This is a genomic window from Dactylosporangium sp. NPDC051485 (genome assembly GCF_040682015.1).
Classification (GTDB): domain Bacteria; phylum Actinomycetota; class Actinomycetes; order Mycobacteriales; family Micromonosporaceae; genus Dactylosporangium.
The window spans coordinates 69,615-96,447 of record NZ_JBFAZW010000018.1 but is presented as its reverse complement, the minus strand read 5'-3'; the positions used below and the strand labels follow the sequence as shown (position 1 = coordinate 96,447).

Sequence of the window (26,833 nt, the reverse complement as noted above, 5' to 3'; positions counted from 1 at the left end):
GCGAGCGGCCTGGAGCGGCCAGCCTTCGCCTGGGCTAATGGCCCGCTAATGGCCCGGCGCGTCTCGGCCGCCGGCGCCATCGCGGTGCCGGTCACGTTCCCCGTGTTCGAGGGACACCGCGCGGTCCGGTGGCGGGTCGTCGGGCGCCGCACCGGCGGCGGGCCCGGCGTCAGCCGCGCCTACCTGCCGCCCACGGCGACATGACGAGTGGTTCGACGAGCCGGGCACCCTCCTCCGCGACCGGCTGCTCGCCCCGGCCCGCTGAGCCCGCAGCCGGTCGTGACCAGGCGCACAGGGTAACCGCTCCGGAACTCACGGGCCGCCCGGCGGGGGCCGCACCGCGTACGATCCTGGCCGTGACAGCTCCGTTGGCGGGGTCGGGGCATGCGATCGGTATCGACCTCGGGACTTCGAATACCGTGGCGATCCTCCGCTGGCCGGACGGCCGGACCCGGCCGCTGCTCGTGGACGGACGGCCCGTGCTGCCATCCGGGGTCTACGTGGACAGCACCGGCACCATCCACGCCGGCCGGGACGCCGAGCGGATGGCGCAGGTCGATCCGGGCGGATACGAGCCCAACCCCAAACAACGCATCGACGACGGTGCGGTGCTGCTGGCCGGGCGGGAGGTGCCGGTCGTGGACCTGCTCGCCGCGGTCCTGCGCGCGGTAGCCGGGGCGGCTGGCGAGGCGGTCGGGTTCCTGCCGCCGGCGGTGCTCACCTACCCGGCCGCGTGGGGCAGCCTGCGCCGGCAGACGCTGCAGGACGCGGCCACCCGGGCCGGCTGGCCGCAGGTCAGGCTGATGCCGGAGCCGGTCGCGGCGGCGCGGTACTTCACCGACGTCATGCGTCGGCCGGTTCCGTCGGGCGGGACCATCGCGGTGTTCGACTTCGGCGGCGGCACGCTCGACGTGGCGATGGTGCGCCGGGAGGCGACCGGGTTCACCGTCCTGGGCTGGGGCGGTGTGGAGGACCTGGGCGGACTGGACATCGACGCGGCGCTCGTCGCGTACCTCGGGCAGCAGCTCGAGCGCACCGAACCGGCGGTCTGGCTGCCGATCTCGCAGCCGACCACCGAACTCGACCGGCGGCACAGGCGGCAGTTCTGGGACGAGGTCCGGTCCGCCAAGGAGATGCTGTCCCGCGCGACCACGGCGTCGGTTGCGGTGCCCGGGGTGAGCGGCTCGTTGCACGTGACCCGCGACGAGCTCGAGACGCTGGCCCGGCCGCTGGTACGCCGCGGCGTGGCCGAACTGATCGCCACCGTCGAGCGCAGCCGGTTGACCCCGGCCGACCTGTCGGTGGTGTTCCTGGTCGGCGGAGCAAGCCGGATCCCGCTGGTCGCGCACACCCTGCACACCGAACTCGGGGTGGCGCCGACGATGCTGGAGCAGCCGGAGCTGCCGGTCGCGGAGGGTGCGCTCGCCGATCTGATCGCCCAGACCGCGCCGCAGCAACCGCGACCGCTCCGGCAGCCGCCCGCTCCGGCGCCGACCACGGGCATGTTCGATACCCGTACCGGCATCTCAACGTCGGGCGTGCCGCATCAGGTACCGCTGCAACGCCCACCGATGCCGGTCATGCCGGTGTCCGCCTATCCCGCGCCGGCGCCGGTCTCCGCTACGCCGGTGTCGCCGGTGTCGCCGCGGCCCGTGCCGGTCATGCCGCCGCCCGCGTTTCCTTATCAGCGCCCAATGCCAGTGCCGCCGCCACCACCGCGCCGGCGCAACGGCGGCAAGACGGCGCTGCGCGTCCTGCTGATCCTCACTCTCGTATTCGGATGCATGGGCGGCGCCGTCTACGGGCTCTGGCAGGTGATCAAGCCGAAGCCCACCTTCCAGACGCTGTCCCAGACGGCCTCGATCCAGGTCGAGGGCATGACCGAGACGGACTTCGCCACCGCGTTCCTCACCGAGAAGAAGGCCCACACGGTCACCCAGATCGGCCGCGCGGTCGACGTGGCGACCCTGGACTTGAGCACCTCGACCACCAAGCGCAAGAAGGTCGGCGACGCGGCCAAGTGGAGCCAGGCGCTGATGATCGGCGACTACATCGTGGCACTGGCCGAACCCGAGAACGGCAAGCGCCAACTCGTCGGCGTCAACAACATCGACGGCACCGAGTGGACGTCCGCCGTGGGCGCCGACGGCATCCTGATGGCCGGCGACGCCCACCCGTCGACCGGCAGTGCCCTACCCCTGCTGTGGCTGGACCGCAAGACCAATCAGATGTCGCGAATCTCCTCGGTCACCGGCAAGGTCGCCTCCGGCCTTGGCACCACAACGATCGGCCTCCCCACTGGCTGGCGGCTGCTCGGCCCCACCAACACCACCACGAACGTTGTCCTGGTGGCCGCCGGCGGCGCCGTCTGGGACATCGGCGCCAAGGAACCCAAGAAGGTCGCCGACATCCCCGACACCGCCCCGGTCGGCCGGGTCGGCTTCGACGGCCTCGTGTACGCCAACCAGCAGACCGAGTATCAGGTCAGCACCGTCACCGCCTCGAACAGCAACCCGCAGCCCGGCTTCCACGGCCCGGCCAACCGCTCCCCGGTCTGGATCGGCGGCTGCTCCAAGGGCAGCGACCTGTGCGTCATCGACCAGGTCGGCACCGACGAGTCCACCCGCGAGTTCGCCCGCTACCGCTCCGGCTCCACCGCCGAGCAGGTCTGGCGCGTCCCCGCCCCCGACGTAGACCTCCGCCGCCCCCTACAGTCCCTGGGCGGCGACTACAACGACCGCTACCTGATCGTCAACACCACCAAGGGCGGCACCGTCTACGACACCCGCGGCACCACCGTGGCCAGCCACGAGGGCGCCCTGGTCGGCATCGACACGAACCGCGCCTTCGTCTTCACCGGCACCCTGGGCACGAAACCCGCGCCGGTCACCCTCCACGGCCTGGACCTCGACAACAAACTCCGGACCAGCCTCGGCACCCCGACGATCCGTTCGGCCGGCTGCGGGTGGACCTCGACCAGCCTCATCTGCCCCGGCGCCAAGGACTACACCATCTGGAAGTACGCCAAGTAGCCCGGACCACCCACGGCTACCAGCTCGCGGTCCATCGGTACCAACCGCCGCCGAGCGATCGGAACCTGGGCCCTCGAACGACCCCGTGTTCGACTCCGCAGTCGGCCCGACCGGCAGGTACGCGAAGCGGCGTTCTCGAAGAGGTTTGCCGTGCCCTTCGTAGAAGACCGTGCCGCCAGGAACCCAGCCACGGCCAGCGACGCGATTCCGCTGGCCGCACGCCTCACCGATCTGCGTGGACCCGTCAGAGCGACCCACCAGTCCGCACCCACGGCACGCCGTCGCCCCACGCCGAGGCCCTGGACCCGGCCACGGGTGACCGTCACGAAGGATTGCGACGGCACCCAGACGCGCCAGGCGTCAGCCGGCAGGAAAGTGAAGGTGCTTGGTGCGTAGCAACCACGACCGCGAGCACCACAGATCGTGGGGTCTGGGGCTCGGGCCCCAGGAGAAAAGGCGAGGACCCCCGGTCCACGCTTTCCGTGGACAGAGGGCCCCTAGGTCCGAGCGGGTGAAGGGAATCGAACCCTCACTGTCAGCTTGGGAAGCTGATGTTCTGCCATTGAACTACACCCGCGAGCGACGCCTACTGTACCGAATCCACGGGCTTCGTGCACGGACCATTCTGGCGAGGTTTCGGGGGGAGTCGGGTTTTGGGCTTCCAGACGGTGTGGGTTGCGGTGGTCGGGGTGTCGTGGTGGACCAGGAGGGCGACGTCCACCGACAGCTCGTACAGCCGCCAGTCCACCCTCGGCGCGGCGCGCATCGTGGTGGCCAGGGTGCTCATCAGCTCCAGGTCGGAGACCGGGGTGGCGTGGCCCGAGAGGTAGGCCTCGTCGTCGGAGTCCTCGGGCGGGAAGCTGTGCAGGCAGTAGCGGCCGTCGCGGTCCAGGTCGTGGCGTTTCGGGGACGGCAGGACGAAGCAGAACAGGCCGGCGGGGGTGATGACCGGGGACACGGGGTGGATGCGCGGGCCGCCGTCCGGGCGGACCGTGGCCAGGTAGGCCAGGCCCGGACCGTACTGGCAGACGAGCTTGTGGATGGCCGCGGCCAGGTCCGGCTCGGCGGCCGCGAAGTCAGCCCAGGTTGCCATACAGTCGACGCTACTCGAACATGTGTACGAGGATTGCCAGATTTCCCGAAAGAGGCAAACTGAAGCGGTGAGCGGAGCGGAGGAGCTGATCGCCCTGCTGCGGCAGTTCAACGTCGAGGCCGATCGGTTCGTGGACGTGTTCGTGCGGGCGCACGGGCTGCATCGCACCGACATGAACGCCGTGGCGCATGTCTGGCGGGCGGCGGAGGAGCGTGAGCCGCTCACGGCCGGGGAGCTGGCTCGGCGGCTGTCCCTCTCGCCGGCGGCCACCACGGCGCTCCTGGCGCGACTCGAGCGGGCCGGGCACATCGAGCGCCGGCCCGACCCCGCCGACCGGAGACGGATCGTGCTGCACATGCGACCGTCGGCGCGGGAGCTGGCGCACGCGTTCTTCGCGCCGCTGGGGGTGCACCTGCGGGCGGCTTTTTCGCAGTACACCAGGGAAGAACTGGACATCGCGGCAAATGTGCTGCAAAAAGCTCTCCAAGCCACCACACAAGCTGCCGACGAGGCGGCACCGTTAACCTCAGAGGGTGCTGCTATCCGACCGTGACCTGTACAAGGAGCTCGAGGGCGGCCAGCTGCGCCTCGAGCCGTTCGATCAAGCGCTGGTGCAACCGTCCAGCATCGACGTGCGGCTCGATCGGTGGTTCCGGGTCTTCAACAACCACCTGTACACCCACATCGACCCCGCCATCCAGCAGGACGAGCTCACCTCGATGGTCGAGGTCGGCGACGGCGAGCCGTTCGTGCTGCATCCCGGCGAGTTTGTGCTCGCCTCCACGCTCGAGGTGATCACGCTCGGCGACCAGCTCGCCGGGCGGCTGGAGGGCAAGTCCAGCCTGGGGCGGCTCGGGCTGCTGACGCACTCCACGGCCGGCTTCATCGACCCGGGCTTCTCCGGGCACGTGACGCTGGAGCTGTCCAACGTGGCGAACCTGCCGATCCGCCTGTGGCCGGGGATGAAGATCGGCCAGCTGTGCATCTTCCGGCTGTCCTCGCCGTCGGAACACCCGTACGGCTCGGCGGTCTACGGCTCGCGGTACCAGGGGCAGCGCGGGCCGACGCCGAGCCGCTCGTGGCAGAACTGGAAGACCTGGCCTACGCAATAGCGCTGACGCAGTGAAGAGGGCGGGTCCCGAAGGACCCGCCCTGTCGCTAGGCGACTCTGCCGTACCCCGAAATCGGCTCTGCATCGATCTTTTTCATCTGCACCGGTTGGCTGGGATTCGGTGCGTGGACCATCCAGCCGCCGCCGACGTAGAGCCCGACGTGGTGGTTGTCCTTGTAGAAGAAGACGAGGTCGCCGGCCTTCAGGTTGGCCCGGGAGACGCGGGTGGTGTCGTCGTACTGCCACTGTGTGTAGTGCCGCAGCGTGTACCCGGCCTGCTTCCAGGCGTACAGCGTCAGCCCCGAGCAGTCGAACGTGTTCGGGCCCTCGGTGGCCCACACGTACCTCTTGCCGATCTCCGAGCACGCCACCTGGGCCGCCTTGGCGCCCGGGCCACCGGTGTACTCGAACGGGCAGGCTACCGGCCGCAGGTTCCCCGTGCCGCCCGACGACCCGTAGGCCTTGGTCCGCATGTCGTTGAGGTTCTTGATCTCGGCGTTGATCTGGGTTTCCTGCTGCGCCATCGCGGCCTCTTGCTCGGCCTGCTTGGCGACCAGCTCGTCGATCGGGCCCTTCTGGGCGTCGTACTGCCGCTTCGCGACGAGCACGTCCTTGATCCTGTCCTGCTCGTCCTTGGCCAGCATGTTGAGCATCGTCATCTGGTCGATGAACGTGTCCGGTGAACCGGTGGTGAGCATCGCGTCGAGCTTGGAGAAGCGCCCGTTCTTGTACTGCATGACCGCAAACGCGCTGACCTTGTCGAAGGCCGCGTCGACAAGGGCCCGCAGCGGCGCGATCTGCGCCTCGAGCTGCTTCTGCTTGGTCTGGTTGGCGGCGAGCTCGATCTTGAGCTGATTGTGCTGCTCGATGATCGGCTCGATCTGGTTCCACTTGTCGTCGATCTGCTTTTCGATCTCGCCCGGCGTCGGGTCCGCGTGGGCGCCCCCTGTGATGCCGATCGCGAGAGACAGACCGCCGAGGGTGGCAACGAGGAGCCGCACCAGACGACTGGGCCGCCTCGTCCACCTCAGATGGGTCTCCACCGAGGAGCTACTCCTTCTTCCCTGACCGCCTACCGGGTTAGCTGACGGGTTCGGGCGGGAAGGTCGCCCTACCGCGCGCTCAGGTGCACGACGCGGATTCACCCCGGTTGGGACGCGTGGGTCCCCGGCTCGATTCGACTCGGCGGTGTCAGGCCGGCGCGCCGTTGGTTGGCGCGGACGTCCGGCCCCGACGGGAATTCACGTTAAGGGGGCCGGGTTCCCAGGTTCAAGGGAGTGTGCGATTCCTGTCCGATTTGTTCCGAAAATCACGCGAATCGAGTGACGTAGACGTCGTCGATTACGCCGACGAACTGATCATTGTTCGCACTGGTCCCCTTGCCGCCAATACACAGTGGATCGTCATTCACAATGGACAGTGACGAAGGAATTGCGGTGCGTCCCACCTCGACGCCGTCCAGAGCCACCGTGAGCAGCGCGTTACCGCGCGTGCACGCCAGCCGGTGCCACCGCCCGTCAGCGACGGACCGCGATGCGAGCGCTACAAAAATGGTAGCCGAGGCAGTGCCGACAATCACGCAACTGGGCCGCCCGGCCTCGCCGTCGACCTGCAACTTGAACTGACTGCCACCGACCGAGAACCCTTTCTGCACGACATTGGCGCCCTTGGAAGTCTCATCGGGCCCGATGAGCACGCTGGCCCCATAGGTGAAGGCGCCGCGGCCCGGATTGAGAAACCCGACGGGCCCGCTCTGCAGGATGGCGCGCGGACAACTGGGAGCCCCGTAATGTGCACATTTCTGGGGAAATCGGACGGCGAGTCCGCCGTCGTGCGGCACCATGGCGAGCTCCCCGCCCTCGGCCTGCCGGGAATGCAGCGACCCGAGCCCGCTGTCGAACGTGTAGCGCACGGCGACCGGGGCGCGACTCGGCGACGGCGACGGCGACAGGCTCCTTGCGGGCGCCGATCCGTGGCCGGGCGACGGCGGCCGCCGCAGGGGCTGGCCTACCCGATGGTCCTGGGGGCGCAGGGCCACGAATCCGACCACGGCAAGTACCGCACAGGGAACCGCCCATAACCATCGGCGTCGGCGCATAACCGGACATATTCCGCCACCGGCGGCCCGGGCGGCGGAAAATGCCGAAAATTACGCCACCTGCGGGACCGGCTCCCCGACCACCGCGGTCAGCACGTCATCCAGCGTGACCACGCCGAGCGGCACCCGCCCGTCGCTGACCAGCACGATGTGCTGCCGCTCCCGCCGCATGGCGAGCAGCAGCTCCGCCAGGGTCCGGGTCGGCGGCACGATCCCCAGCGGCCGGATCAGCTCGGCCGGGATGGGCGCCCGCCGCTGCGGCCCGACGAACCCGATCACGTCCTTGACGTGCACGAACCCGAGCACCCGCCGGCTGGCCCGCTCCACGACCGGGAACCGCGACCGGTTCGTCCGCGTGGCCAGCACCTCGAGCGACGCCGGCGACACGTCCTCGGCCACCGTGGTGATCTCCGCCCAGGGCCGCAGCGCGTCGCGCGCGGTCCGCTGCGACAGCGCCAGGGCCCCGGCGATCCGCGCGTGTTCCTCGGGCGCGAGCAGCCCCTCGGTGGTCGCCTGGGCGGCCAGCCCGGCCAGCTCCTCGGCGGTGAACACCGTCTTCACCGACCCGGTCGCCTCGATCCGCCACAGCGACAGGATCGTCCGGGACGCCCACTTCATGGCCACGAGCACGGGCTTGGTGGCGGTGCAGAAGGCGTACATCGGCGGCCCGAGCCACAGCACGGCCCGCTCCGGCGAGGCCAGCGTGAGGTTCTTCGGCACCATCTCGCCGACCACCGTGTGTGCGAACACCACCACGCCCAGCGCCAGGCCGAAGGCGACCGGGTGGACCAGCCGCTCCGGCAGGTGCATCGCGTGGAAGGGCTCCTGCAGGCCGTGGGCCAGGGCCGGTTCGGCCAGTGCGCCCAGGCCCAGCGTGCAGATGGTCACGCCGAGCTGGGCCCCGGCGATCATGAGCGGGATCTCGTTCATGGCCCGAAGCGCGGTGCGGGCCCGCCGCGAGGTGGCCGCCATCGGCTCGATAACCGTGCGCCGGGAGGCGATCAGGGAGAACTCGGCGGCGACGAAGAACCCGTTGCCGAACAGCAGCAGGACGGTGACGACAAGCTGGATCATTCGGCCGGCACCTCCGGGCGGACCACGCGGACCTGCTCGATGCGCCGCCGGTCGACCTCGACCACGGTGAACTCCCAGCCGTCCTCGTTCCAGGTCTCCCCGACGGCCGGGATGTGCCCCAGGCGGGCCATGAGGAAGCCGGCGAGCGTCTCGTACGGCCCCGGCGGCACGTGGAACCCGGTCACCTCGGCCAGCTCGTCCTCGCGCAGCACGCCGTCGACGAGCAGGGTGCGCTCGTCGCCGGGGGCGGTCAGGTCGGGCATGCCGTGCGCGGTGGTCGGCTCCTCCTCGACGTCGTGCTCGTCGGCGATCTCCCCGACCAGCTCCTCGACGAGGTCCTCGACGGTCACGACGCCGTCGGTGCCGCCGTACTCGTCCACCACGATCGCCACGTCGGAGTTGCCCTTGCGCAGCGCTTCCAGCACGCCGTCGAGGTCGAGGCTCTCCGGGACGAACACCGGCTCCCGGGCGACGGCGGCCACCCTCGTGGTCGGCCGGCGCACCGGCGGCACGCTCAGCGCGTCGGTGACCGTGACGACCCCGGTGACCTGGTCGAGCGTCTGCACGTAGATCGGGAAGCGGCTGTACCCGGTCTGCACCGACGTGGCCAGCAGGTCCGCGACGGTGGCGTCGGCGCGCAGCGACACGACGTCGACACGGGGCGTCATCGCCTCGGCGGCCCGCTTGTCGCCGAACCGGATGGTGCGCTGCAGCAGCACCGCGGTCTCCTTCGGCAGCGCGCCGGCCTGGGCGGAGATCGCCGCCAGCAGGCCCAGCTCCTCCGGCGACCGCGCGCTGGCCAGCTCCTCCTGAGGCTCGACGCCGAAGCGCCGCACGACCCAGTTGGCGGTGCCGTTGAGCAGCGTGATCAGCCACGAGAAGAGGCGCGAGAACATCCGCTGCGGCCCGGCGGTGGCCAGGGCCAGCGGCATCGGTTTGGCCAGGGCCGCGTTCTTCGGGACCAGCTCGCCGAAGAGCATCGACAGCAGGGTCGCCGCGATGAGGCCGAGCACGTGGGCGCCACCCTGCGTCACCGACCCGAGCACGGGACGTATCAGCGGCTCGAAAAGGTGCGACAGCGCAGGCTCGGCGAGGTAACCCGTCAGCAGGCCGGCCAGGGTGATGCCGAGCTGAGCGCCGGAGAGCTGGAACGACAGCTCGCGCAGCGCCTGGCGGACGGTGCGGGCCTTGCGGTCGCCGGCATTGGCCCGCTGCTCGATCTCCGCCCGGTCGACCGTCACGAGCGAGAACTCGGCGGCAACGAAGGCCGCGTTCGCCGCGGTGAGCAGCGCGAACGCCAGTAGGGGCAACAGTGTGGTCAACACGTTCGCGCGATGATCCCTTCAGGTGTGCCCCGATTGTTCCACGTGAACCCAAACCACGCCCACAACGCCGGGTGATAACGAGCCACACGAGATCGAGATACCTGGATCACCGTCCCACTTTCGGGGTCTTTGCGGCGGCTTGAGCAGCACTGATGCTGAATCCAGACCACCGACGGCGAGGAGGGCTCGATGGGAGCGGCACTGATCGCGGCCGGCATCGCGCTCGCGGCCGGCATTGCCATGGGCAGCGCCAGCGCGAAGGCGAAACGGGCGAGACTCGACTATGCGCGCACGAAAGCCCTCATTCCGGGCGCGCGTAAGACGGCCTGGGCCGAGAACCTCAAGGGCCTCCGGGTCGTCGCCACCGCCGCCGCGGTCCTGGTTGCGCTCGCGATGGCGATGAACGTCATCGGGCAGCGGTGATCTTCAAAAGACCTTTCATGGCTCCGGTCCGTGCAACGCACGACCGTTGCTCCCGTCAGAGACCGGTCGGGCCTGGCGGCCCTCCCTGCCAGGCCCGCGGTGCCAAGACCCTACTGCTGGACGGCCCTCAGCAGGACCGAGGCCACGTCCACGACCTCCACGTCCTCGGGCGCCGCGCCCGCGGCCTTCTTCCCGGTGACGCTGTCGCCGAGCATGGTCAGGCAGAAGGGGCAGGCCACGGCGACCGTCTTGGCCCCCGTCGACAGCGCCTCCTCGACCCGCTCCACGTTGATCCGCTTGCCGATCCGCTCCTCCATCCACATGCGGGCGCCGCCGGCCCCGCAGCAGAAGGAGCGCTCGGCGAACCGGTCCATCTCGACCAGCCCGGCGCCGTCGCGCTCCGGCCCGGCGACCGCGCCGAGCACCTCGCGCGGCGGGGCGAAGACCCGGTTGTGCCGGCCCAGGTAGCAGGGGTCGTGGTAGGTGACCGACCCGTCCAGCGGCTGGACCGGCGTGAGCTTGCCGGCCGCGACGAGCTGGGCCAGCAGCTGGGTGTGGTGAATGACGTCGTAGTGGCCGCCGAGCTGGCCGTACTCGTTCGACAGCGTGTTGAAGCAGTGCGGGCAGGTCGCCACGATCTTCTTCACGCCGGCCTCGTTGAGGGTCTCGACGTTCTGCTGGGCGAGCATCTGGAAGACGAACTCGTTGCCGATGCGCCGGGCCGGGTCGCCGGTGCACGTCTCGCCCTGGCCCAGGATGGCGAACTTGACGCCGGCCTCGTGCAGCAGCGTCGCCACCGCCCGGGTGGTCTTCTTGGCCCGGTCCTCGAAGGCGCCGGCGCAGCCGACCCAGAAGAGGTACTCGTAGTCCCCCTCCTCGACCTCGGCCACGTTGGGCACCTCGAAGCCGAGCCCCTTGGTCCAGTCGTCCCGGGTGGACTGGGCGGCGCCCCACGGGTTGCCCTTGTTCTCCAGGTTGCGCAGCATGACGCCGGCCTCGGTCGGGAAGTTCGACTCGATGAGCACCTGGTACCGGCGCATGTCCACGATGTGGTCGACGTGCTCGATGTCCACCGGGCACTGCTCGACGCAGGCGCCGCAGGTGGTGCACGACCACAGCACGTCGGGGTCGATGACGCCGCTCTCGTCGACTCCCCCGATGAGCGGCCGGTCCTTCTCGGCGAGCGCAAGGACGTCGACCTTGGCCAGGGCCTCCTGCGTGGCGTTGTCGCCGCCGGCCAGCAGGTACGGGGCCTTGGCGTAGGCGTGGTCGCGCAGGTTGAGGATGAGCAGCTTCGGCGACAGCGGCTTGCCGGTGTTCCAGGCCGGGCACTGCGACTGGCACCGCCCGCACTCGGTGCAGGTGGTGAAGTCGAGCATGCCCTTCCAGCTGAACTGCTCGACGGTGGCCACCCCGAACTGGTCCTTCTCCGGGTCGGCCTCCTCGAAGTCCAGCGGCTTGCCCTGGCTGGTCATCGGCCGCAGCGCGCCGAGGCCCGAGCCCTTCCGGCCCGGCGCCCGCTTGAAGTAGATGTTGAAGAAGGCCAGGAAGCGGTGCCAGGCCACGCCCATCGTGATGTTGCTGGCGATGACGATGACCCAGGTCATCGAGACGATGATCTTGACCATCGCGATCAGGCTGACCGCGGCGGGCCAGGCCGGCAGGACCGAGCCCAGCGCGTGGCTGACCGGCGCGGCCCAGACCGGCCACTCGAGCTCGTCGTTGGCGGCCTTGAAGCCGCGGATGAAGAAGCCGCAGAGCAGCACCGCGAGGATCGTGTACTCGACGTAGTACGCCTGCCACATCGTCGAGCCGGTGAAGCGGGACCGCCGGTTGGGGTTGCTCGGCAGGTTGCGCAGCCGGATGCCGATGAGCACCAGGATGCCGATGAAGCCCAGCACCCCGATCCACTCGGTGACCAGGCCGTAGATGTTCCAGGCGCCAACCAGCGGCAGGCCGTTGCCGGGCTTGACCACCTCGAAGTACGCCTCGAGCACCAGCAGCGAGAGCACGATGAAGGCGATCATCACGAACCAGTGCGCGGCACCCACGACGGTCCACCGCAGCATCCGGGTGTGCCCGAGGGTCTCGGCGAGCATGTTGCGCAGGCGGAGGCCGCGATCGCCGCCGCGGGTCGGGTCGGGCTGGCCGAGCCGGATCACGGACAGCATGCGCCGCACGGTCCGCACGACGAGCGCCACCGCGACCACGGTGATGGCCGCCGCGACGATGGTCGCGACGATCTGCACTACACCCATGCGAAACCCCCTACTGTCCGGGCCTGCACCACTTCACAGGGGACCTTAGCCCCTTTGTTACCAGCGAGTAACGTGAAGTTGGTCGCAACAGACGCTAGGCCACCGGACGTGCAGGATCACGCCTGCACCGGAAGTTGTGACGCATTTGGCCCCCTCGGACGGCGTTGGCCGCCCTCGGGGGTGACTGCGACTCATCGGGTTCAGCAACCTGGCGGCTTGGCGGTGCCGCTTGGGCCGCCACCGGTCACTCCGTGCGGCTCAGCGCCACTTGGAGAAGACGCCGAGCGACGCGACCAGGAAGCCGAAGCCGATGGCCAGGTTCCAGTACCTGATATCGGCCAGCGACGACAACCAGTCGACGTCGAAGAAGCCCTGCGTCAGGTAGTAACTCACGAGCCAGGCGATGCCGATCACGACCAGGGCCACGGCCAGCGCCGGCACCCAGACCGGGCTCGGCCGCCGCTGGGCTGCTGTCGCCTCCCCCTGGGGGCGCAGCTCCGCCGGGGCGGTGTAGACCTTCTTCTTACGTACTGTCGACTTCGGCACGGCGCTCTCCTGGAGGGGTCGTCTGGCCAACACTATCCACGTGACGCCGCCACCTCCGCCAGCGTCGGCCTGAATAATGTTCTGCGACTAGCGTAGTCAAGTCGGCACGCGAGCGCGGGGAGGGGTCGTGGTGGAGTACACATCAGGCGGCTCCTCCTGGACCCGGGCCCTTCGCCGCCTGGGCCGCGCTATGCTCCCCCGCCGCCGCGAGGGGCGGAGTTTGGCCTGGTCAGCGCTGACTCCGGTGGTCCTCGCGGTGGCCGGGATGCTGTTCTCCCTGTCCGCCGCCACGGCCCAGGGCACGGATCTTCGCGACGACCGCCGCCCGGAATTGACGAACTTGATCAGCCAGCGGCGCCAGGAGATCACCGACTCGCGGGATCGGGCCACCCGGCTGCGCGCCGAGATCGACGCCCAGCGGCAGCGCCAGGCCGGCGCCGACGACAAGGTGGACGAGCAGCGCCGGCGCGGCGACGCCGAGCAGGCCGCCGCCGGCCTGACCGCCGTGCACGGTCCCGGCCTCGTGGTGGTCCTCGACGACGCCCCGCGCCGCCCCGACGGCACCCGACCGGCCGGCGCCACCGCCGACGACCTGGTCGTTCACCAGCAGGACGTGCAGGCCGTGGTGAACGCCCTGTGGTCCGGCGGTGCGGAAGCCATGACGCTGATGGGCGTCCGGGTGATCGCCACCAGCGCGGTACGCTGCGTGGGGAACACGCTGCTGCTCGACGGCCGGGTGTACTCGCCGCCCTTCGAGATCGCGGCCATCGGTGACCAGGCGAAACTGCAACGCGCGCTCAACGCCTCCGAGGGGGTCCGGTTGTTCAGCGAGGCCGCCGACACCTTCGGGCTCGGCTACCAGGTGAAAGTGGACACGGACGTGCAGGCCGGCGCCTACGACGGCTCGACCGCGCTGCGCTCGGCCCGGTCCGGGTCCTGACCGGGAACACGGCCGCCATGGACCAACACCCCCGCCACCGCGCGCTCGACCAGGACGACATCGCCACCACGATCATGCCCCGCTTCGTCGCCGCCGATCCGGGCGACGCGACCACGGTTATCCCGAAACTCGCCCCCGAGGCCGACCAGACGGCTTATATTCCGAAGCTCAGCGCTGACGAGCCGCCGGCTGCGAAACTTCCACCACCCCCTCAGGACTCACCGGCCGCACGCGACAGTGGCGCCCTTGTCGTGCCATTGCGCCCGGTCCGCACCGAGGAGGGGTACCGCAGCGTGTATTCGGAGTACACGAGAACGAGTTTCGGCACCGTCGTCCGCGCGGCCAGCCGCACGATGGGCGAGCTGCTCATCACCTTCGGCCTGGTCGTGCTGCTCTTCGCCGGGTACGAGGTCTGGGGCAAGGCGGCCATCGTCGACGCACACCAGGACGAGCTCAACCACCAGCTCGAGCAGCAGTGGGCCCAGCAGCCGACGGTGGGCCCGAGCGCCGCACCGACCCAGCCGGTGAAACCGCCGAACGGCGCTGTCATCGCCTCCGTACACATTCCGCGGCTGAACAAGAAGTGGGCCATCGTCCAGGGCGTCACGCCCGCCGACATCCGCTACGCCCCGGGCCACTACCCCGACACCGCGCTGCCGGGCCAGATCGGCAACTTCTCCATGGCCGGCCACCGCACCCCGGCCATCTGGTGGGACCTGGACCAGCTCCAGCGCGACGACCCGGTCGTCATCAAGACCGCCGACACCTGGTACGTCTACCACGTCACCGGCCACGAGATCGTCCTGCCGACCGCGGTCCAAGTGGTCGCCCCGGTGCCGGACCAACCGGGCGAGACCCCCACGAAGGCCATGCTGACCATGACCACCTGCAACCCGAAGTTCAACAACTACCAGCGCCTGGTGGTCCACGCCGAGCTGTTCCGCTCCCAGCCCGTCGCCGACGGCGATCCCGCCGAGCTGAAGGGCTGACCCGCATGTACTCGTGGATCTGGCGGCACATCCCCTTCAAGCAGTGGCCCCTGAAGGCGGCGGTGTCCGCGGTGCTGGTCGCCGCCGTGGGCGCCCTACTCTGGTACCAGATCTTCCCCGCCGTGGAGCCCCTCCTGCCCTTCGACGACGTCCGGGTCGAGACCAACGACCCGGGCGCCGACACCACGGTCGAGAGCCCGGCCGCCCGCCCGTCGACGAGCATCCCGGCGGCCTCCGCCCACCCCACCACCCCGCCCAAGCAAGTCCTGCCGAGTTAGGTGACCGAGTTGCGCGTCCTGGTGATCGACAACTACGACTCCTTCGTCTTCAACCTGGTCCAGTACCTTGGCCAGCTGGGCGTGGAGTGCGACGTCCGTCGCAACGACGAGATCACCGTCGGGGAGATCGCCGCCCTCGCCCCCGCCGGCATCCTGCTCTCCCCCGGCCCGGGCACCCCACAGCGCGCCGGCATCTGCATGGCGGTCATCGAGCAGTACGCGGGCAAGCTCCCCATCTTCGGCGTCTGCCTGGGCCACCAGGCCTTCGGCGCCGCCTTCGGCGCGACGGTGACCCGCGCCCCCGAGCTCCTGCACGGCAAGACCTCCCTGGTCGCCCACAGCGGCAAGGGCGTCCTGGCCGGCCTGCCCGACCCCTTCATCGCCACGCGCTACCACTCTCTGGCCGTGGTCGAGTCGACCCTCCCCCCGGAGATCGAGGTGACCGGCCGCACGGAGTCCGGCGTCGTCATGGCCATGCGCCACCGCGACCTGCCGATCGAGGGCGTCCAGTTCCACCCCGAGTCGGTCCTGACCCAGGGCGGCCACCAGATGCTGGCCAACTGGCTGGCGGTATGCGGCCTGCCCGCCGCCCTGGACCGCGCCCCCGACCTGGTAGCCGAGGTAGAGGCCCGCCGAGTCGCCGCCTTCGCTTAGCCCCCACTTTCTGCAGCTGCGCAGCTCCTGTCCGGATTTATCGGACATTTCACCGTATATCGCCGCAATGCGCAGGATCTCGACTTCGCGTCGCCTTGCCGGGCCAACTCACCGTCGGCATGGCATCGGCACTCGCAGCGATCAGCGAACTGCCTCGCGCGCGCAGTTGAGGCTGTAAGGCCCCCCTCGGCTGCGGCATTCGGCTCAGACCGTCGCGTGGCCAGCACCACGGCCGCCAAGCGTCGCGCTGACCTCAGGCCCGGACACCGCCTCGCTCAGGCCGGCTCCGGGCGCCCACGCGCTCGCCAAGGGCGCCGAAGCGACCAAGACCGCGAAGACGACCGAGGCGCCGAAGCGGCCAAGGCGGCGCGGCGGCGAACGCGGCACGGCAGCCCCGGCGGCACGGCGGCGGCCACGGCCCGGCGGCCACGGCGACGAAGGGCTACACGTCGCGATGGCCCCGGCAGGCCTCGTCCCATCCGCGCGTCCATCCCCACGCCGCGGCACGTTCAACCTCACGGGCCGAACGCCCCACGCACCAGCGACCCTCAAGAGCCCCCGAGCGCGCAGTCAGCGGTCAGGCGTCGCACTCAAGGCCACCACGGAGAGGCCTGCGCACCCGTGCGCGGCCTCGTCAGGCGCTACCCCAGGGCCCCCCAACGGCGCGCAGGACCCGCCAAAGAGCCCCAACGGCCAGGCAGCCTAGGCCAAGCGGCGCGTGCGCCCCCCCGCCAGCATCGCTCGCCAGTCGCGGCTCCAGTCGGGGTTCGGGGCCTGCGCTCCGGCGAGAGCAGCCCGCCGCCGGGCACTGGCGAACCAACCAGCCTCGGACCCGCCATGCCTGGCGTTCGGTGACGCGCGCGGCTCTCGGGACGTTACGAAGCGCCAAGGGCCGTCCAGCGACCCGTCCAGCGCTCGCCGCGGCCGGTCAGGAGATCAGGCGACATGGAGGTCGGTGCGGTGGCCGGTCTACACCTAACGCTACATGAACCCAACAAATCCGAACGCCCGGAGATCCACCGTGAGCAGCACAGCGTCACCGCAACATCACCGTGTTGGCATGAGGGCTGTGCACAACCCTGTGGATAACGACCCAGTTATCCACAGGGTACGGTCCGTAGCGCCTCTAGGGGGTCAGTTTGACGGGGTGGCGCTGCCGCTGGGCTTTGCCGAGCCTGACGGGTTCGTCGGCGGGGTGCCGTCGCCGCCCGACTGGCCGATGCGCAGGACGATCTGTTCGGTCTTCAGGTAGACCTTGTTGATCGCCTGCTTCGTGCCGACCACCAGGCCGACCTTCGAGTCGTCGGTGACCGTCGTGGGCAGGGTGACGACGTTCGGGAAGCCGGCCTGCTCGAGCATGGACTGGGCCTGGGCCAGGGTCTTGTCGACGACGTTGGGCATGACGGCCTGGTTGAACTTCGACACGTAGATGGTGACCGACGAGCCACTCCTGACCTGCTGAGCGGCCGGCGGGTCGGAGGCGACGACCTCGTCCTTGGGCTCCGTGCCGTCGCGGTCCTGCACGACCGGGACCAGGTTCATCTGCTGCAGCTGCCGCGTGGCCTCGTCCTTGCTCATGCGGATCAGCGCCGGCACCGCCACCATCACCGGGGTGCCACAGAAGGTGTAGTCGACCTGCGTGCCCTGCTTGACCTGCTTGCCGGGCTCCGGGCTCTGGGTGAGCACCGTCCCGGCCTGGCAGTTCTGGGCGGGGTCCTGCTTCGGGTCGGCGGACAGGCCCGACTGGCGCAGGGCCGCGTCGGCCTCGGCCTGGGTCCGGCCGGTCAGCTTCGGGACCGGGACCATCGGATCCTGGTTGGCCAGGTACAGGCCGATCGACAGGGCGGCGATGGCCAGCAGGCCGAGCACCGTCAGCGCGACGACCACGCCGGTCGAACTCTTGCGCTTCTGGCGCTGGTTGGCCCGGGCCGGCTGGCGGGAGGCCGGCGGCGGCCGGTAGGCGGTGGCCTGGGAGGCCATCACCGCGGCCATCTCGTCCTCGCTCATCACCGGCGGGGCGGAGACGGGGCGGCCGGCCGCGGCCCGCATCACGTCGGCGCGCATCTCGGCGGCGCTCTGGTAGCGGTTCAGCGGGTTCTTGGCCAGCGCCTTGAGCACCACCGAATCGATGTCGGGGGTGACTTCGCGATTGCTGGAGCTCGGCGGGCGCGGGTCCTCCCGGACGTGCTGGTAGGCCACCGAGACGGGATTGTCGCCGACGAACGGCGGGTGCCCGCACAGCAGCTCGAAGATCACGCAGCCGGTGGCGTAGACGTCGCTTCGGGCGTCGACCGGCTCGCCGCGGGCCTGCTCCGGTGAGAGGTACTGCGCCGTGCCGATCACCGCCGACGTCTGCGTCATCGTCGTCGCGCCGCTGGCCAGTGCCCGGGCGATGCCGAAGTCCATCACCTTGACCTGGCCGGTCTGGGTGAGCATGACGTTGCCGGGCTTGATGTCGCGGTGGATGATCCCGTGCCGGTGGCTGAACTCCAGGGCGGCGCAGATGTCCGCCGTGATCTCCAGGGCACGCCGGGGCATGAGCCGCCCCTCGGCCGCGAGCACCTCTTTCAGGGTGCGGCCGTTGACGAACTCCATGACGATGTACGGCAGTTCCTCGCCCGCCGGCCCCCGCTCCTCGCCGGTGTCGTACACGGCGACGATCGCGGGGTGGTTGAGGGAGGCGGCGTTCTGCGCCTCCCTGCGGAACCGCAGTTGGAACGTTGCGTCGCGAGCGAGGTCGGTGCGCAGCGTCTTGATCGCGACGTCGCGGCCCAGCCGCAGGTCACGACCCCGATGGACCTCGGCCATACCGCCATAGCCGAGCAGCTCCCCAACCTGGTAACGGCCGCCGAGGAGGCGCGGCTGGGCGGTCATGTCGTGTCGTCCTTCGGTCATCGACTATTACCTTGCCACGTCTTGCGACGAGAACACATTTCAGCCCGGCACGCAGACGCCGGCGACGCCTGGCTTCTGCCCCGGCGGGCACGAGGCGTTGGTGTTCGGCGCCCCAGCGGTCGAGGACGCCTTCGGGCTGGTGGATGCGGGCGCCGACTGGTCGTTATTGTCGCCATTGTCGTCGAGCGCGCCACGGTTGACGTAGACGGTGACCTCGGTGCCCTGGTTCACCTCGCCGCACGGATCGACCTTCACGACGCCGTTGGGGAGCACACCGCGGGTCGCCTGTTCGACGATGTTCGTCTTGAGGCCCTTGCGCTCGAGCTCCCTGGTGAAGATCTCGGCCGGGATGATCGTCTTGCAATCCACCTTCACCGGCTTGCCCGTGCCCTTGGACGGCGTCGGCGAGGCGGACGTCGGCGCGGCCGACGGGGTGTTGTTGCTCACGCTGTTGTCGGGCTTGTCGTCGCTCTTCGTCGCCAGGTAGATACCGCCGACGCCGACGAGCACCAGCAGTACCACTGCGGCAATGCCGACCAGGACGAGGCCGTTGCGTCCGCCGCCAGAGCGCGAGCCCTTGCCCGGGTTGGGCGGCGGGGGCTGGTAGCCGCCGGTGTTGCCGAGGAACGTCGCCGTCTCGTTCGACGGCGGCGGGGGCACGCCGGCCGCGCCTCGCGCCTGGTGACCGCCCATGCCCGCGGCGACACCACCGGCGGGCGCGGGCATCGCACCGGGCATGATCCGGGTGCCGCCCCCACCGGAGGTCGGCGGGCCGGACATCGGGGCGCCGGACATGGGGGCGCCGCCGTAGCCGGGGGAGATCGGGGAGCCGGAGACCGGCGGGCCGGAGACGGGCGGCCCGGACATCGGCGCGACCGCCGGGCCGGTGGCCGTGTTGCCGCCGGAGAGCTGGGCGGAGACCCGCCGCGCGGCCTGGGCCAGGGCCGCGGCGCTGGGCCAGCGGGCCGCCGGGTCCTTGGCCATGGCCCGCTCGACCAGCTGGGCGACGGGCGGCGGAATGTCGGCCGGCAGCGGCGGCGGCAGGTCGCGGACGTGCCGCATGGCGATCTCGAGCGGGTTCTCGCCCTCGAACGGCCGCACGCCGGACAGGCACTGGTAGGCCACCACACCGAGCGCGTACACGTCGGACAGCGGGGTGGCCTGGGCGCCGGAGGCCTGCTCGGGCGAGATGTAGGAGGCGGTGCCGAGCACCGAGCCAGCCGCGGTGAGCTGGGCGACGGCGGCGGAGCGGGCGATGCCGAAGTCGGTGAGCACCAGGGTGCCGTTGGGGCGCACGAGCAGGTTGCCGGGCTTGACGTCGCGGTGAACGATGCCCTTCTCGTGCGCGGCGTGCAGCGCGTCGGCGGCCTGGGCGATGAGGGCCATCGCCCGCGCCGGGGTGAGCCGGCCGACCCGGGACAGGGTGCGGGAGAGCGCGTCGCCCTCCACGTACTCCATGATCAGGAAGGCGGTCCCGTTCTCGCTGCCGTAGTCGTAGATGTCGACGACGCCAGGGTGGTTGATGGTCGCCATGGTGCGCGCCTCGCCCCGGAAGCGCTCGGCGAAGCCGGGCTCCTCCAGCAGCGCGGGCAGCAGCACCTTGATCGCGACCACGCGGCCGAGCACCTCGTCGGTGCCGCGCCACACGTCACCCATACCGCCGCCGGCGATGCGTTCGTCCAGGCGGTAGCGACCGCCGAGGGTGGTGCCGGCGCTCAACATGTCGCGCACCTCATTATCGAATGCCCTTTTCGTCCGCGTATGCCTTCATGACCAGACCGGCGATACGAGCTGCCTCGCCACTGCCACCTTTGCCAGCGTTCTGGAGGAAGACCGCGACCGAGATGATCGGCTTGCCGTCCTTCAGGGCGAAACCGATGAACCAGCCGTGGTCCTCTGCGTCCTCACCGTCCTGCGCCGTACCGGTCTTACCACCGACCTGCAAACCCGAGATGCGCGCGCTCTTGCCGGTGCCGTCGTCGGAGGACACGACGCTGAACATCATGTCCTGCAGTTCGTGGGCGACGTCGGCGGTGATGGGGGTACGCAGCGTCTTGGGTTCGGTGTGGTCGGCGATGGACAGGTCCGAGTTCTGCAGGCGGTCGACGACGTACGGGCGCATCTGCTTGCCGTCGTTGGCGACCGTCGCCGCAATCATGGCGCCTTGCAGCGGAGACATCTTCACCTCGCGCTGTCCGATGCTCGACTGAGCCACGGCCGGCGGGTCGACCCGCCCGTCCGAGCTGGTCATCGGGCCGGTGTGGCTGGCCACGATGCCGCAGTAGTTGCGGTCCTGGTCCTCGACGAGGCGGGGTTCCTGCTCGAAGCCGAAGGCCTGGGCCATCGACTTGAGCTTGTCGGCACCGATCCGCTCGACGCCCATGCGGGCGAACACCGTGTTGCAGGACACGGTCAGCGCCTGCTTCACGGTGATCTGGTCGGGACACACGCCGGTGTGCGAGTTCTTGATCTGGAAATCCGACACCTGGGGTGGCTTGTAGTACTCGCCGCCCGGGACGACGGTGCTCGGGGTGAGCGACGAGTCGGCGGTCATCGCCGCGGCCGAAACGATGACCTTGAACGTCGAGCCCGGCGGATAGACTTCCTGCACCGCGCGGTTGAGCAGCGGCTTGCCCGGGTCGGTGTTGAGCGCCTTGTAGTTGGCCAGCGCGGCGCCGGTGTCGTGGGTGCTCAGCAGGTTGGGGTCGTAGCTCGGCAGCGACACCTCGGCCAGCAGGCCGCCGGTGCTCGGGTCCATCGCCACGATCGCGCCGCTCTTGACCTTGAGCTTGTTGGTGCCCAGCGCCTGGTAGGCGGTGTCCTGCGCGGCCTTGGAGATGGTCAGCAGCACGTTGCCGCCGGCGGGCTCCTTGCCGGTGAACATGCCGGTCAGCCGGTCGACCGCCTGCTTGTCCGAGGTGCCGGTGAGGAAGTCGTTGTTGAGCTTCTCGAGGTTCGTCGAGGCCAGGTTGACCGGCTTGTAGCCCAGCAGGTGCGCGTACTCGTCCTTGAGCGGGTACGTCCGCAGGTACTTCAGCGAGTCCCCGGTCGCCTGCGCGTCGGCGAGCACCGTCCCCTTGGCGTCGGCGATCTTGCCGCGCGGGTGCTCGTACTCCGTCGTCTGCACGCGCGCGTTGTGCGAGTCGGTCCGGTAGTCGTCGGCCTTGACCACCTGGCGGTAGTTCAGGTTCAGGAACAGCAGGGCGAACAGGACCAGGACCACGACCCCGACCCGGCGCAGCGGGGCGTTCATCGCACAACCTCCGTGGGCATCTCTTTGAGCTGGACCGGCGCGCCGCCGCCACCGCCGACGGAGATGCCACCGAGCCCGATCGACGGTGTCCCGTCGGCCGGTCGGCGGCCCGCGTCGGAGATCCGCAGCAGCAGACCGATCAGCAGCCAGTTGGCCACCAGCGACGAGCCACCCGCCGACAGGAACGGCGTGGTCTGGCCGGTCAGCGGGATGAGCTGGCTGATCCCACCCACGATGACGAACACCTGCAACCCGATGGTGAACGAGAGGCCGCCGGCGAACAGCTTGCCGAAGGAGTCCCGCACGTTGATCGCGGAGCGCAGGCCCCGCTCGACGATCAGCACGTACACGACGAGCAGGGCGGTCAGGCCGAACAGGCCGATCTCCTCGCCCATGCCGGAGAAGATGAAGTCGGTGCGCACCTCGGGCACCTTGGTCGGCTGGCCGGCGCCGGGCCCGGTGCCGGTGAGGCCGCCGGTGCCCAGGCCCAGCAGCGACTGCACCAGCTGGTAGCCCTTGTTGTTGGCGTCCCCGAAGGGGTCCAGCCAGGTGGTGGCGCGCTCGGAGAAGTTGAGGAACGGCCCGCCGATCGTCTTGCCCAGGAAGTACGCCAGGAACGCACCGCCGAGGAACAGCACCAGGCCGATGATCAGCCAGCTGACCCGCTCGGTGGCGATGTAGAGCGTCACGACGAAGAGGCCGAAGTACATCAGCGAGGTGCCGAGGTCCTTCTCGAACACGAGCACCATCAGCGACATCAGCCAGACGCCGACGACCGGCCCGAGGTCGCGGCCGCGCGGGAAGTCGATGCCGAGGAACCGCTTGCTGGCCAGCGACAGCACCTCGCGCTTGCGCACCAGGTAGTAGGCGAAGAAGACGAGCAGGCAGATCTTGGCGAACTCGCCGGGCTGGATGGTGAACCCGGGCAGCTTGATCCACAGCTTGGCGCCGTTGATCGCGGAGTACTGCGAGGGCAGCACCGCCGGGATCAGCACGAGCACGATGCCGGCGAGGCCGAGCGTGTACGCGTACCGCGAAAGGGAACGGTGATCGCGCACGATGATCAGCAGGGCGATGGCCCCGACCACGGCGGCGGCGGTCCAGCCCAGCTGGCGGAAGCTGTCGCCGCCGAAGATGCCGGGATCGGCCCGATGCGCCACCTTCGCGTAGGCCAGGTCGAGCCGGCGCAGGAACGCCACGCCGAGCCCGTTGATCAGCGCCACCGCCGGCAGGATCACCGGGTCGGCGTACGGCGCGAAGATCCGGATCCCGATGTGTGCCACCACGAAGACGGCCCCGACCAACGCGATCTGCACCCAGAAGTCGGAGGTGACCTTGCCGACGGCGTTGCCCTCCACCACGGCGGCGAAGACGGCGAGGATGCCGATGACGAACAGCAGCAGCAACAGTTCGACGTTGCGCCGGGTGCGCGGCTTGGCGGGCGCGGGAACGCCCGCTCCGCCGCCCGTTGGCGACGGAGCCGGGATGGCGGTGGCGGTCACGACTGGCTTCCTTTGTTCCTCAGCACGTCAGGTCGGCCTGGGCCACATCAGCAGTTGGCCGCGGGAGTCGGGGGCGGCGTGGAGGCCAGGGACGTCTCGGCGGCGCTCGGCACGGTGGAGCCGGCCGGGTTGCTGACGGTCGACGCCGGCGGCATCACCACGGAAGCAGACGCCGAGGGCGACTCCGTGGGTTGCGCCGACGGGCAGGCCTGCTTGCGCGAGGGGTTGGTCGGATCCTCCAGCTCGGCCATCTTGTTCTGGGCCTGCCGCAGCGTGTCGACCTGAATGCCCTGCCGGACGTTGCCCTGCGCGACCTGGTTGAGGTCGTCGAGGGTGAGCGTGTCGCTCTCCTGGTACACCGACGATAGCTTCAGCCAGGCGATATTGCCGGGCACGCCCTTGAAGATCGCGACCCGGCCGCTGTCGGTGGCGCCGACGTAGTACTTCGACTGCGTGACGGACCAGCCGTACCAGAGCCCGCCGCCGAGCAGCCCCAGCAGCACCACGAGGAGGATGGTGGTGCGCACGGGGTGGCGCCGGGAGCGCGGCTCCTGCTCTTCCCGGTTGTCGCGGGCCGGCTCGGGGGGCCCGCCGCGGCTGCCGGGGTCGTCGTCGGGCACCGGCGGGCGCGGTGCGGCCAGCGCGGCGCCCCGGGCCGAGGACATCGACTGGTCGGCCGAGGTCGCCATGCCCCGGTCCTGGGCCGCGGCACCGCCCACGATCGGCCGCTCCTCGACGATGTCCTCGTCGGTCACGTCGGCAACGATCACGGTGATGTTGTCCGGCCCGCCGCCGCGCAGCGCCAGCTCGATGAGCCGGCTCGCGCACTGGTTGGGGTCGACGTACTCGCGCAGCGTGGACTCGATGGTCTCGGCGCTGACGACGCCGGAGAGCCCGTCGCTGCACAGCAGGTACCGGTCGCCCGGCTTCACCTGGCGCACCGAGTACTCGGGGTCGGCGTCGCGGCCGTCCAGCGCCCGGGTCAGCAGGGAGCGCTGCGGGTGGCTGTTCGCCTCCTCGATGCTGATCCGGCCCTCGTCGACGAGCATCTGGACGTACGTGTCGTCCTTGGTCACCTGGGCGAACTCCCCGTCGCGCACCAGGTAGGCGCGGGAGTCGCCGATGTGGATCATGCCCATCTTGGAGCCGGAGAACAGCATGGCGGTCAGGGTCGTGCCCATGCCCTCCATGGCCGGGTTCTCCTCGACGGCGTCCCGGATCTGCTGGTTCGCCAGGTCGACGGCGCCCCGGAGGGTGTCGATCATGGCGTTGCCGGGCACGTCTTCGTCGAGCGGCGCCATGGTGGCGATGACAATGTTGCTGGCGACGTCACCGGCGGCCATGCCGCCCATGCCGTCGGCGACGGCAAGCAGCCGCGGGCCGGCGTAAACGGAATCCTGGTTTCCGCTCCGGATCAGACCGCGGTCGCTGCGAGCCGCATAGCGCAAGGTGAGGGTCATGGCCGTAACTCGAGAGAAGTGCGGCCGATGCGGATCGGCACGCCGAGGGGGACGGGGGTAGGCGCGCTGACCTTGGTCTTGTCGAGGTAGGTCCCGTTGGTCGAACCGAGATCCTCGAGGTACCACTGGCCCGCGCGCGGTACGAGGCGAGCGTGCTTGGACGAGGCGTAGTCGTCAGTGATCACCAGCGTGGAGTCCTCGGCCCGGCCGATCGTGATGGGCGCCTCGCCGAGGGTGATGCGAGTGCCCGCCAGCGAACCGGCGGTGACGAAGAGCTGGTTGGCTGTCTTGCCGCGCTTGACCTTCGCCGGACGGCCGGGGGCCGCCACCGCACCAACCCCCCGGGGTGCGGCGACGATCCGGCTCGAACGCGAGCCCGCGAACAGATCCCGGCGGATCACTCCCACCACCGTGAACACGAAGATCCACAGCAGCACGAGCAGCCCGTACCGGGCAACCGTGATGACAAATTCCATCTACGACGCGCTCATTCAGATCCGCCTACGTGAAGTACGGTCATCCATCCACGCGGTAGGTCAGCGTGGTCGTGCCGAGCTGGATCATGTCACCCGGGTTCAACGCGACGGCAGAGACGCGCTGTCCGTTGACCATGGTGCCGTTGGTGGAGCCGAGATCGGTCAGCACGACCTGGGCCCCGTCGAAGTCGAGTCGCGCGTGGCGCCGCGAGATGCCGACGTCGGGGAGCCGCATGTTGGCCTGGTCGCCCCGGCCGATCACGGTCGAGCCAATCGACAGAGGGTAGCTTCGCCCGTCGCCGGACACCAGTCGAACGTTGCGGGCCGGGCCGCCGGGGCCGCCGGGCGGGGGGCCGTAGCCGCCGCCGGCCTGGTTGTAGCCGCCGTACGGGTCCGGGGCCGGCGGGGGCGGTGCGTCGCCGCCGGTGTAGACCTCCGCGGTGACCCGGAACATGCCGGTGTCGAGTCCGTCGCCGCGCTCGATCTCGACGATGACGTCGCCGTACACGGTCCAGCCCTGCTCGCCGATGAACTCCGCCTGCGACTGCGCGAGCTCCTGGGCGAGCGCGGCGGCGTACGGCGCCAGCCGGCTGTGGTCGTACGGCGACAGGTCGATCACGTAGCGATTCGGCACGAGCGTGCGCCCGCCGGCCAGAATCGCCTTGTGGGCTTCCGCCTCCCGTTGCATGGCGTTGAGGATCTCCACGGGGTGGACGACCCCCTTGAAGACCTTGGCGAAGGCCCCCTCAACCAGGCCCTCTAGGCGCTTCTCGAAGCGCTGCAGCACACTCACCGGTTCCTCCTCGGGTTCCGAGGTCATGATGGTATCCGGACGTCGCACGCCCGTATGCAAGCTGACCGGTTGGCCCGTGCTACTCTTCCGTGGCGCCCAGGGAAGCCTAGTGCCTACCCGGTGATTTCGCCGAGTAGGAACCATGTATGCTCTTGGGCGCACGGTCACGGAACTTCGTGACCTGCGGGGAAGTGGCGGAATGGCAGACGCGCACGGTTCAGGTCCGTGTGCCCGAAAGGGCGTGGGGGTTCAACTCCCCCCTTCCCCACCGCAGAGGGGTCTCCTGCTTCGTGGCGGAGGCCCCTCGCCATGTCTGCGGCGGATTCCTCCCGCTCGCTTCGCTCGCTGAAAGTGGGGGGCTTCGCCCACCCACGCCCCCCTTTTCCGGGGTTGCTGTCCGCGGGTCGCTCACGGTCGTTCCTCCGTGGTTGCTGTTCCTCCGTGGTTGGTGTTCGCGGGTCGCTCACGGTCGTCTTTCCGTGGTTGCTGTTCCTCCGGGGTTGCTGTTCCTCGGGGGTTGCGGTTTCTTGGTTACTGGGTGTAGTTGGGCTCGTCGTGTTTTTAACTCGGGGTGGGTTGGCTTGGGGGCGCTGGTCTTGGTTCGGGCTGGGTGGGGCGGTCGGTGGCTGGGGG

The 26,833-nt window shown here is 69.9% G+C and carries 22 protein-coding genes, 2 tRNA genes, 1 pseudogene and 1 riboswitch; of the genes and pseudogenes, 10 read left to right on the top strand and 15 right to left on the bottom strand.

Going from position 1 to position 26,833, the window contains the following annotated elements:
* Positions 1-48: 48 nt before the first annotated feature.
* Positions 49-204, top strand: coding sequence for a hypothetical protein (locus AB0M46_RS13215; protein WP_363335509.1), 156 nt, complete (start codon positions 49-51; stop codon positions 202-204).
* A gap of 152 nt (positions 205-356) precedes the next feature.
* Positions 357-3,032, top strand: coding sequence for an Hsp70 family protein (locus AB0M46_RS13210; protein WP_363335507.1), 2,676 nt, complete (start codon positions 357-359; stop codon positions 3,030-3,032).
* A gap of 506 nt (positions 3,033-3,538) precedes the next feature.
* Here the strand turns inward: AB0M46_RS13210 and AB0M46_RS13205 are convergent.
* Together AB0M46_RS13205 and AB0M46_RS13200 are read right to left on the bottom strand one after the other, a co-directional pair.
* Positions 3,539-3,609: transfer RNA gene (locus tag AB0M46_RS13205), tRNA-Gly, on the bottom strand.
* A gap of 9 nt (positions 3,610-3,618) precedes the next feature.
* Positions 3,619-4,125 carry a pyridoxamine 5'-phosphate oxidase gene (locus AB0M46_RS13200; RefSeq protein ID WP_363335505.1) on the bottom strand — a complete coding sequence of 169 codons (507 nt, stop codon included), beginning with the start codon at positions 4,123-4,125 and terminating at the stop codon, positions 3,619-3,621.
* Between the two features lie 67 nt (positions 4,126-4,192).
* Between AB0M46_RS13200 and AB0M46_RS13195 the strand changes: the two genes are divergently transcribed.
* Positions 4,193-4,678: a MarR family transcriptional regulator gene (locus AB0M46_RS13195; protein ID WP_363335503.1), complete on the top strand. Its 486-nt coding sequence runs from the start codon at positions 4,193-4,195 to the stop codon at positions 4,676-4,678.
* Positions 4,659-5,237, top strand: coding sequence for a dCTP deaminase (gene dcd, locus AB0M46_RS13190; protein ID WP_363335501.1), 579 nt, complete (start codon positions 4,659-4,661; stop codon positions 5,235-5,237). Before AB0M46_RS13195 ends, dcd begins: the two co-directional genes overlap by 20 nt.
* 46 nt (positions 5,238-5,283) lie before the next feature.
* Here dcd and AB0M46_RS13185 read toward each other — a convergent pair whose 3' ends face one another.
* The 4 genes from AB0M46_RS13185 to AB0M46_RS13170 all read right to left on the bottom strand — a co-directional run bounded on the left by AB0M46_RS13185 (position 5,284) and on the right by AB0M46_RS13170 (position 9,730).
* Positions 5,284-6,237, bottom strand: a complete 954-nt coding sequence (locus tag AB0M46_RS13185; protein WP_363335499.1) for an NlpC/P60 family protein — start codon at positions 6,235-6,237, stop codon at positions 5,284-5,286.
* 53 nt (positions 6,238-6,290) lie between these two features.
* Positions 6,291-6,434, bottom strand: a riboswitch (cyclic di-AMP (ydaO/yuaA leader).
* A gap of 111 nt (positions 6,435-6,545) precedes the next feature.
* On the bottom strand, positions 6,546-7,286 hold the full coding sequence (locus AB0M46_RS13180; RefSeq protein WP_363335497.1) for a LamG domain-containing protein: 741 nt from the start codon (positions 7,284-7,286) through the stop codon (positions 6,546-6,548).
* A gap of 99 nt (positions 7,287-7,385) precedes the next feature.
* Positions 7,386-8,408 (bottom strand): hemolysin family protein, encoded by a 1,023-nt coding sequence (locus tag AB0M46_RS13175; RefSeq protein WP_363335495.1) that lies wholly within the window; start codon positions 8,406-8,408, stop codon positions 7,386-7,388.
* Positions 8,405-9,730, bottom strand: coding sequence for a hemolysin family protein (locus tag AB0M46_RS13170; RefSeq protein ID WP_363335576.1), 1,326 nt, complete (start codon positions 9,728-9,730; stop codon positions 8,405-8,407). The genes AB0M46_RS13175 and AB0M46_RS13170 overlap by 4 nt, the downstream gene beginning before the upstream one ends.
* A gap of 192 nt (positions 9,731-9,922) precedes the next feature.
* Between AB0M46_RS13170 and AB0M46_RS13165 the strand changes: the two genes are divergently transcribed.
* Positions 9,923-10,156: a hypothetical protein gene (locus AB0M46_RS13165; protein ID WP_363335494.1), complete on the top strand. Its 234-nt coding sequence runs from the start codon at positions 9,923-9,925 to the stop codon at positions 10,154-10,156.
* 110 nt (positions 10,157-10,266) lie between these two features.
* Here the strand turns inward: AB0M46_RS13165 and AB0M46_RS13160 are convergent, their stop codons facing one another.
* Positions 10,267-12,414, bottom strand: coding sequence for a (Fe-S)-binding protein (locus AB0M46_RS13160; protein WP_363335492.1), 2,148 nt, complete (start codon positions 12,412-12,414; stop codon positions 10,267-10,269).
* Positions 12,415-12,672: 258 nt separating this feature from the next.
* Entirely contained in the window at positions 12,673-12,960 is a 288-nt protein-coding gene (locus AB0M46_RS13155; RefSeq protein WP_363335491.1) for a cell division protein CrgA, read from the bottom strand.
* Between the two features lie 130 nt (positions 12,961-13,090).
* On the opposite strand from AB0M46_RS13155, the gene AB0M46_RS13150 reads away from it, so the two are divergent.
* The 4 genes from AB0M46_RS13150 to AB0M46_RS13135 are packed head-to-tail and all read left to right on the top strand — an operon-like array spanning position 13,091 to position 15,821.
* Complete coding sequence (locus AB0M46_RS13150) at positions 13,091-13,900, top strand: DUF881 domain-containing protein (protein WP_363335489.1); 810 nt, start codon at positions 13,091-13,093, stop codon at positions 13,898-13,900.
* Positions 13,901-13,917: 17 nt separating this feature from the next.
* A complete protein-coding gene (locus AB0M46_RS13145; RefSeq protein WP_363335487.1) occupies positions 13,918-14,889 on the top strand; it encodes a class E sortase in 972 nt (323 codons plus the stop codon).
* A gap of 5 nt (positions 14,890-14,894) precedes the next feature.
* Positions 14,895-15,167, top strand: a complete 273-nt coding sequence (locus AB0M46_RS13140; RefSeq protein WP_363335485.1) for a hypothetical protein — start codon at positions 14,895-14,897, stop codon at positions 15,165-15,167.
* A gap of 9 nt (positions 15,168-15,176) precedes the next feature.
* Entirely contained in the window at positions 15,177-15,821 is a 645-nt protein-coding gene (locus tag AB0M46_RS13135; protein WP_363335483.1) for an aminodeoxychorismate/anthranilate synthase component II, read from the top strand.
* A gap of 1,134 nt (positions 15,822-16,955) precedes the next feature.
* Here the strand turns inward: AB0M46_RS13135 and pknB are convergent.
* The 7 genes and pseudogenes from pknB to AB0M46_RS13100 form a co-directional block, all read right to left on the bottom strand.
* Complete coding sequence (gene pknB, locus AB0M46_RS13130) at positions 16,956-18,695, bottom strand: Stk1 family PASTA domain-containing Ser/Thr kinase (RefSeq protein WP_363335575.1); 1,740 nt, start codon at positions 18,693-18,695, stop codon at positions 16,956-16,958.
* A 582-nt stretch (positions 18,696-19,277) separates the two neighbouring features.
* Positions 19,278-20,438 (bottom strand): annotated as a pseudogene (locus AB0M46_RS13125) (serine/threonine-protein kinase); the annotation flags it as partial.
* Positions 20,439-20,451: 13 nt separating this feature from the next.
* Entirely contained in the window at positions 20,452-21,969 is a 1,518-nt protein-coding gene (locus AB0M46_RS13120; protein ID WP_363335481.1) for a penicillin-binding transpeptidase domain-containing protein, read from the bottom strand.
* Entirely contained in the window at positions 21,966-23,456 is a 1,491-nt protein-coding gene (locus tag AB0M46_RS13115) for an FtsW/RodA/SpoVE family cell cycle protein (protein ID WP_363335573.1), read from the bottom strand. Before AB0M46_RS13115 ends, AB0M46_RS13120 begins: the two co-directional genes overlap by 4 nt.
* Positions 23,457-23,518: 62 nt before the next feature.
* Complete coding sequence (locus tag AB0M46_RS13110) at positions 23,519-24,931, bottom strand: protein phosphatase 2C domain-containing protein (protein ID WP_363335479.1); 1,413 nt, start codon at positions 24,929-24,931, stop codon at positions 23,519-23,521.
* Positions 24,928-25,407 (bottom strand): FHA domain-containing protein, encoded by a 480-nt coding sequence (locus AB0M46_RS13105; protein WP_363335477.1) that lies wholly within the window; start codon positions 25,405-25,407, stop codon positions 24,928-24,930. Before AB0M46_RS13105 ends, AB0M46_RS13110 begins: the two co-directional genes overlap by 4 nt.
* A 40-nt stretch (positions 25,408-25,447) precedes the next feature.
* Positions 25,448-26,227, bottom strand: coding sequence for a DUF3662 and FHA domain-containing protein (locus tag AB0M46_RS13100; protein ID WP_363335475.1), 780 nt, complete (start codon positions 26,225-26,227; stop codon positions 25,448-25,450).
* A gap of 158 nt (positions 26,228-26,385) precedes the next feature.
* On the opposite strand from AB0M46_RS13100, the gene AB0M46_RS13095 reads away from it, so the two are divergent.
* Positions 26,386-26,468, top strand: a tRNA-Leu gene (locus AB0M46_RS13095).
* The last annotated feature ends 365 nt before the right edge of the window (positions 26,469-26,833 follow it).

Bases quoted from the DNA above. Each gene is read 5' to 3' on its own strand.
- AB0M46_RS13140 (WP_363335485.1), top strand. From the start codon at position 14,895: ATGTACTCGTGGATCTGGCGGCACATCCCCTTCAAGCAGTGGCCCCTG.
- AB0M46_RS13105 (WP_363335477.1), bottom strand. From the start codon at position 25,407: ATGGAATTTGTCATCACGGTTGCCCGGTACGGGCTGCTCGTGCTGCTG.
- AB0M46_RS13175 (WP_363335495.1), bottom strand. From the start codon at position 8,408: ATGATCCAGCTTGTCGTCACCGTCCTGCTGCTGTTCGGCAACGGGTTC.
- AB0M46_RS13100 (WP_363335475.1), bottom strand. From the start codon at position 26,227: ATGACCTCGGAACCCGAGGAGGAACCGGTGAGTGTGCTGCAGCGCTTC.
- AB0M46_RS13160 (WP_363335492.1), bottom strand. From the start codon at position 12,414: ATGGGTGTAGTGCAGATCGTCGCGACCATCGTCGCGGCGGCCATCACC.
- AB0M46_RS13200 (WP_363335505.1), bottom strand. From the start codon at position 4,125: ATGGCAACCTGGGCTGACTTCGCGGCCGCCGAGCCGGACCTGGCCGCG.
- AB0M46_RS13120 (WP_363335481.1), bottom strand. From the start codon at position 21,969: ATGAACGCCCCGCTGCGCCGGGTCGGGGTCGTGGTCCTGGTCCTGTTC.
- AB0M46_RS13215 (WP_363335509.1), top strand. From the start codon at position 49: ATGGCCCGGCGCGTCTCGGCCGCCGGCGCCATCGCGGTGCCGGTCACG.
- AB0M46_RS13165 (WP_363335494.1), top strand. From the start codon at position 9,923: ATGGGAGCGGCACTGATCGCGGCCGGCATCGCGCTCGCGGCCGGCATT.
- pknB (WP_363335575.1), bottom strand. From the start codon at position 18,695: ATGACCGCCCAGCCGCGCCTCCTCGGCGGCCGTTACCAGGTTGGGGAG.
- AB0M46_RS13110 (WP_363335479.1), bottom strand. From the start codon at position 24,931: ATGACCCTCACCTTGCGCTATGCGGCTCGCAGCGACCGCGGTCTGATC.
- AB0M46_RS13145 (WP_363335487.1), top strand. From the start codon at position 13,918: ATGGACCAACACCCCCGCCACCGCGCGCTCGACCAGGACGACATCGCC.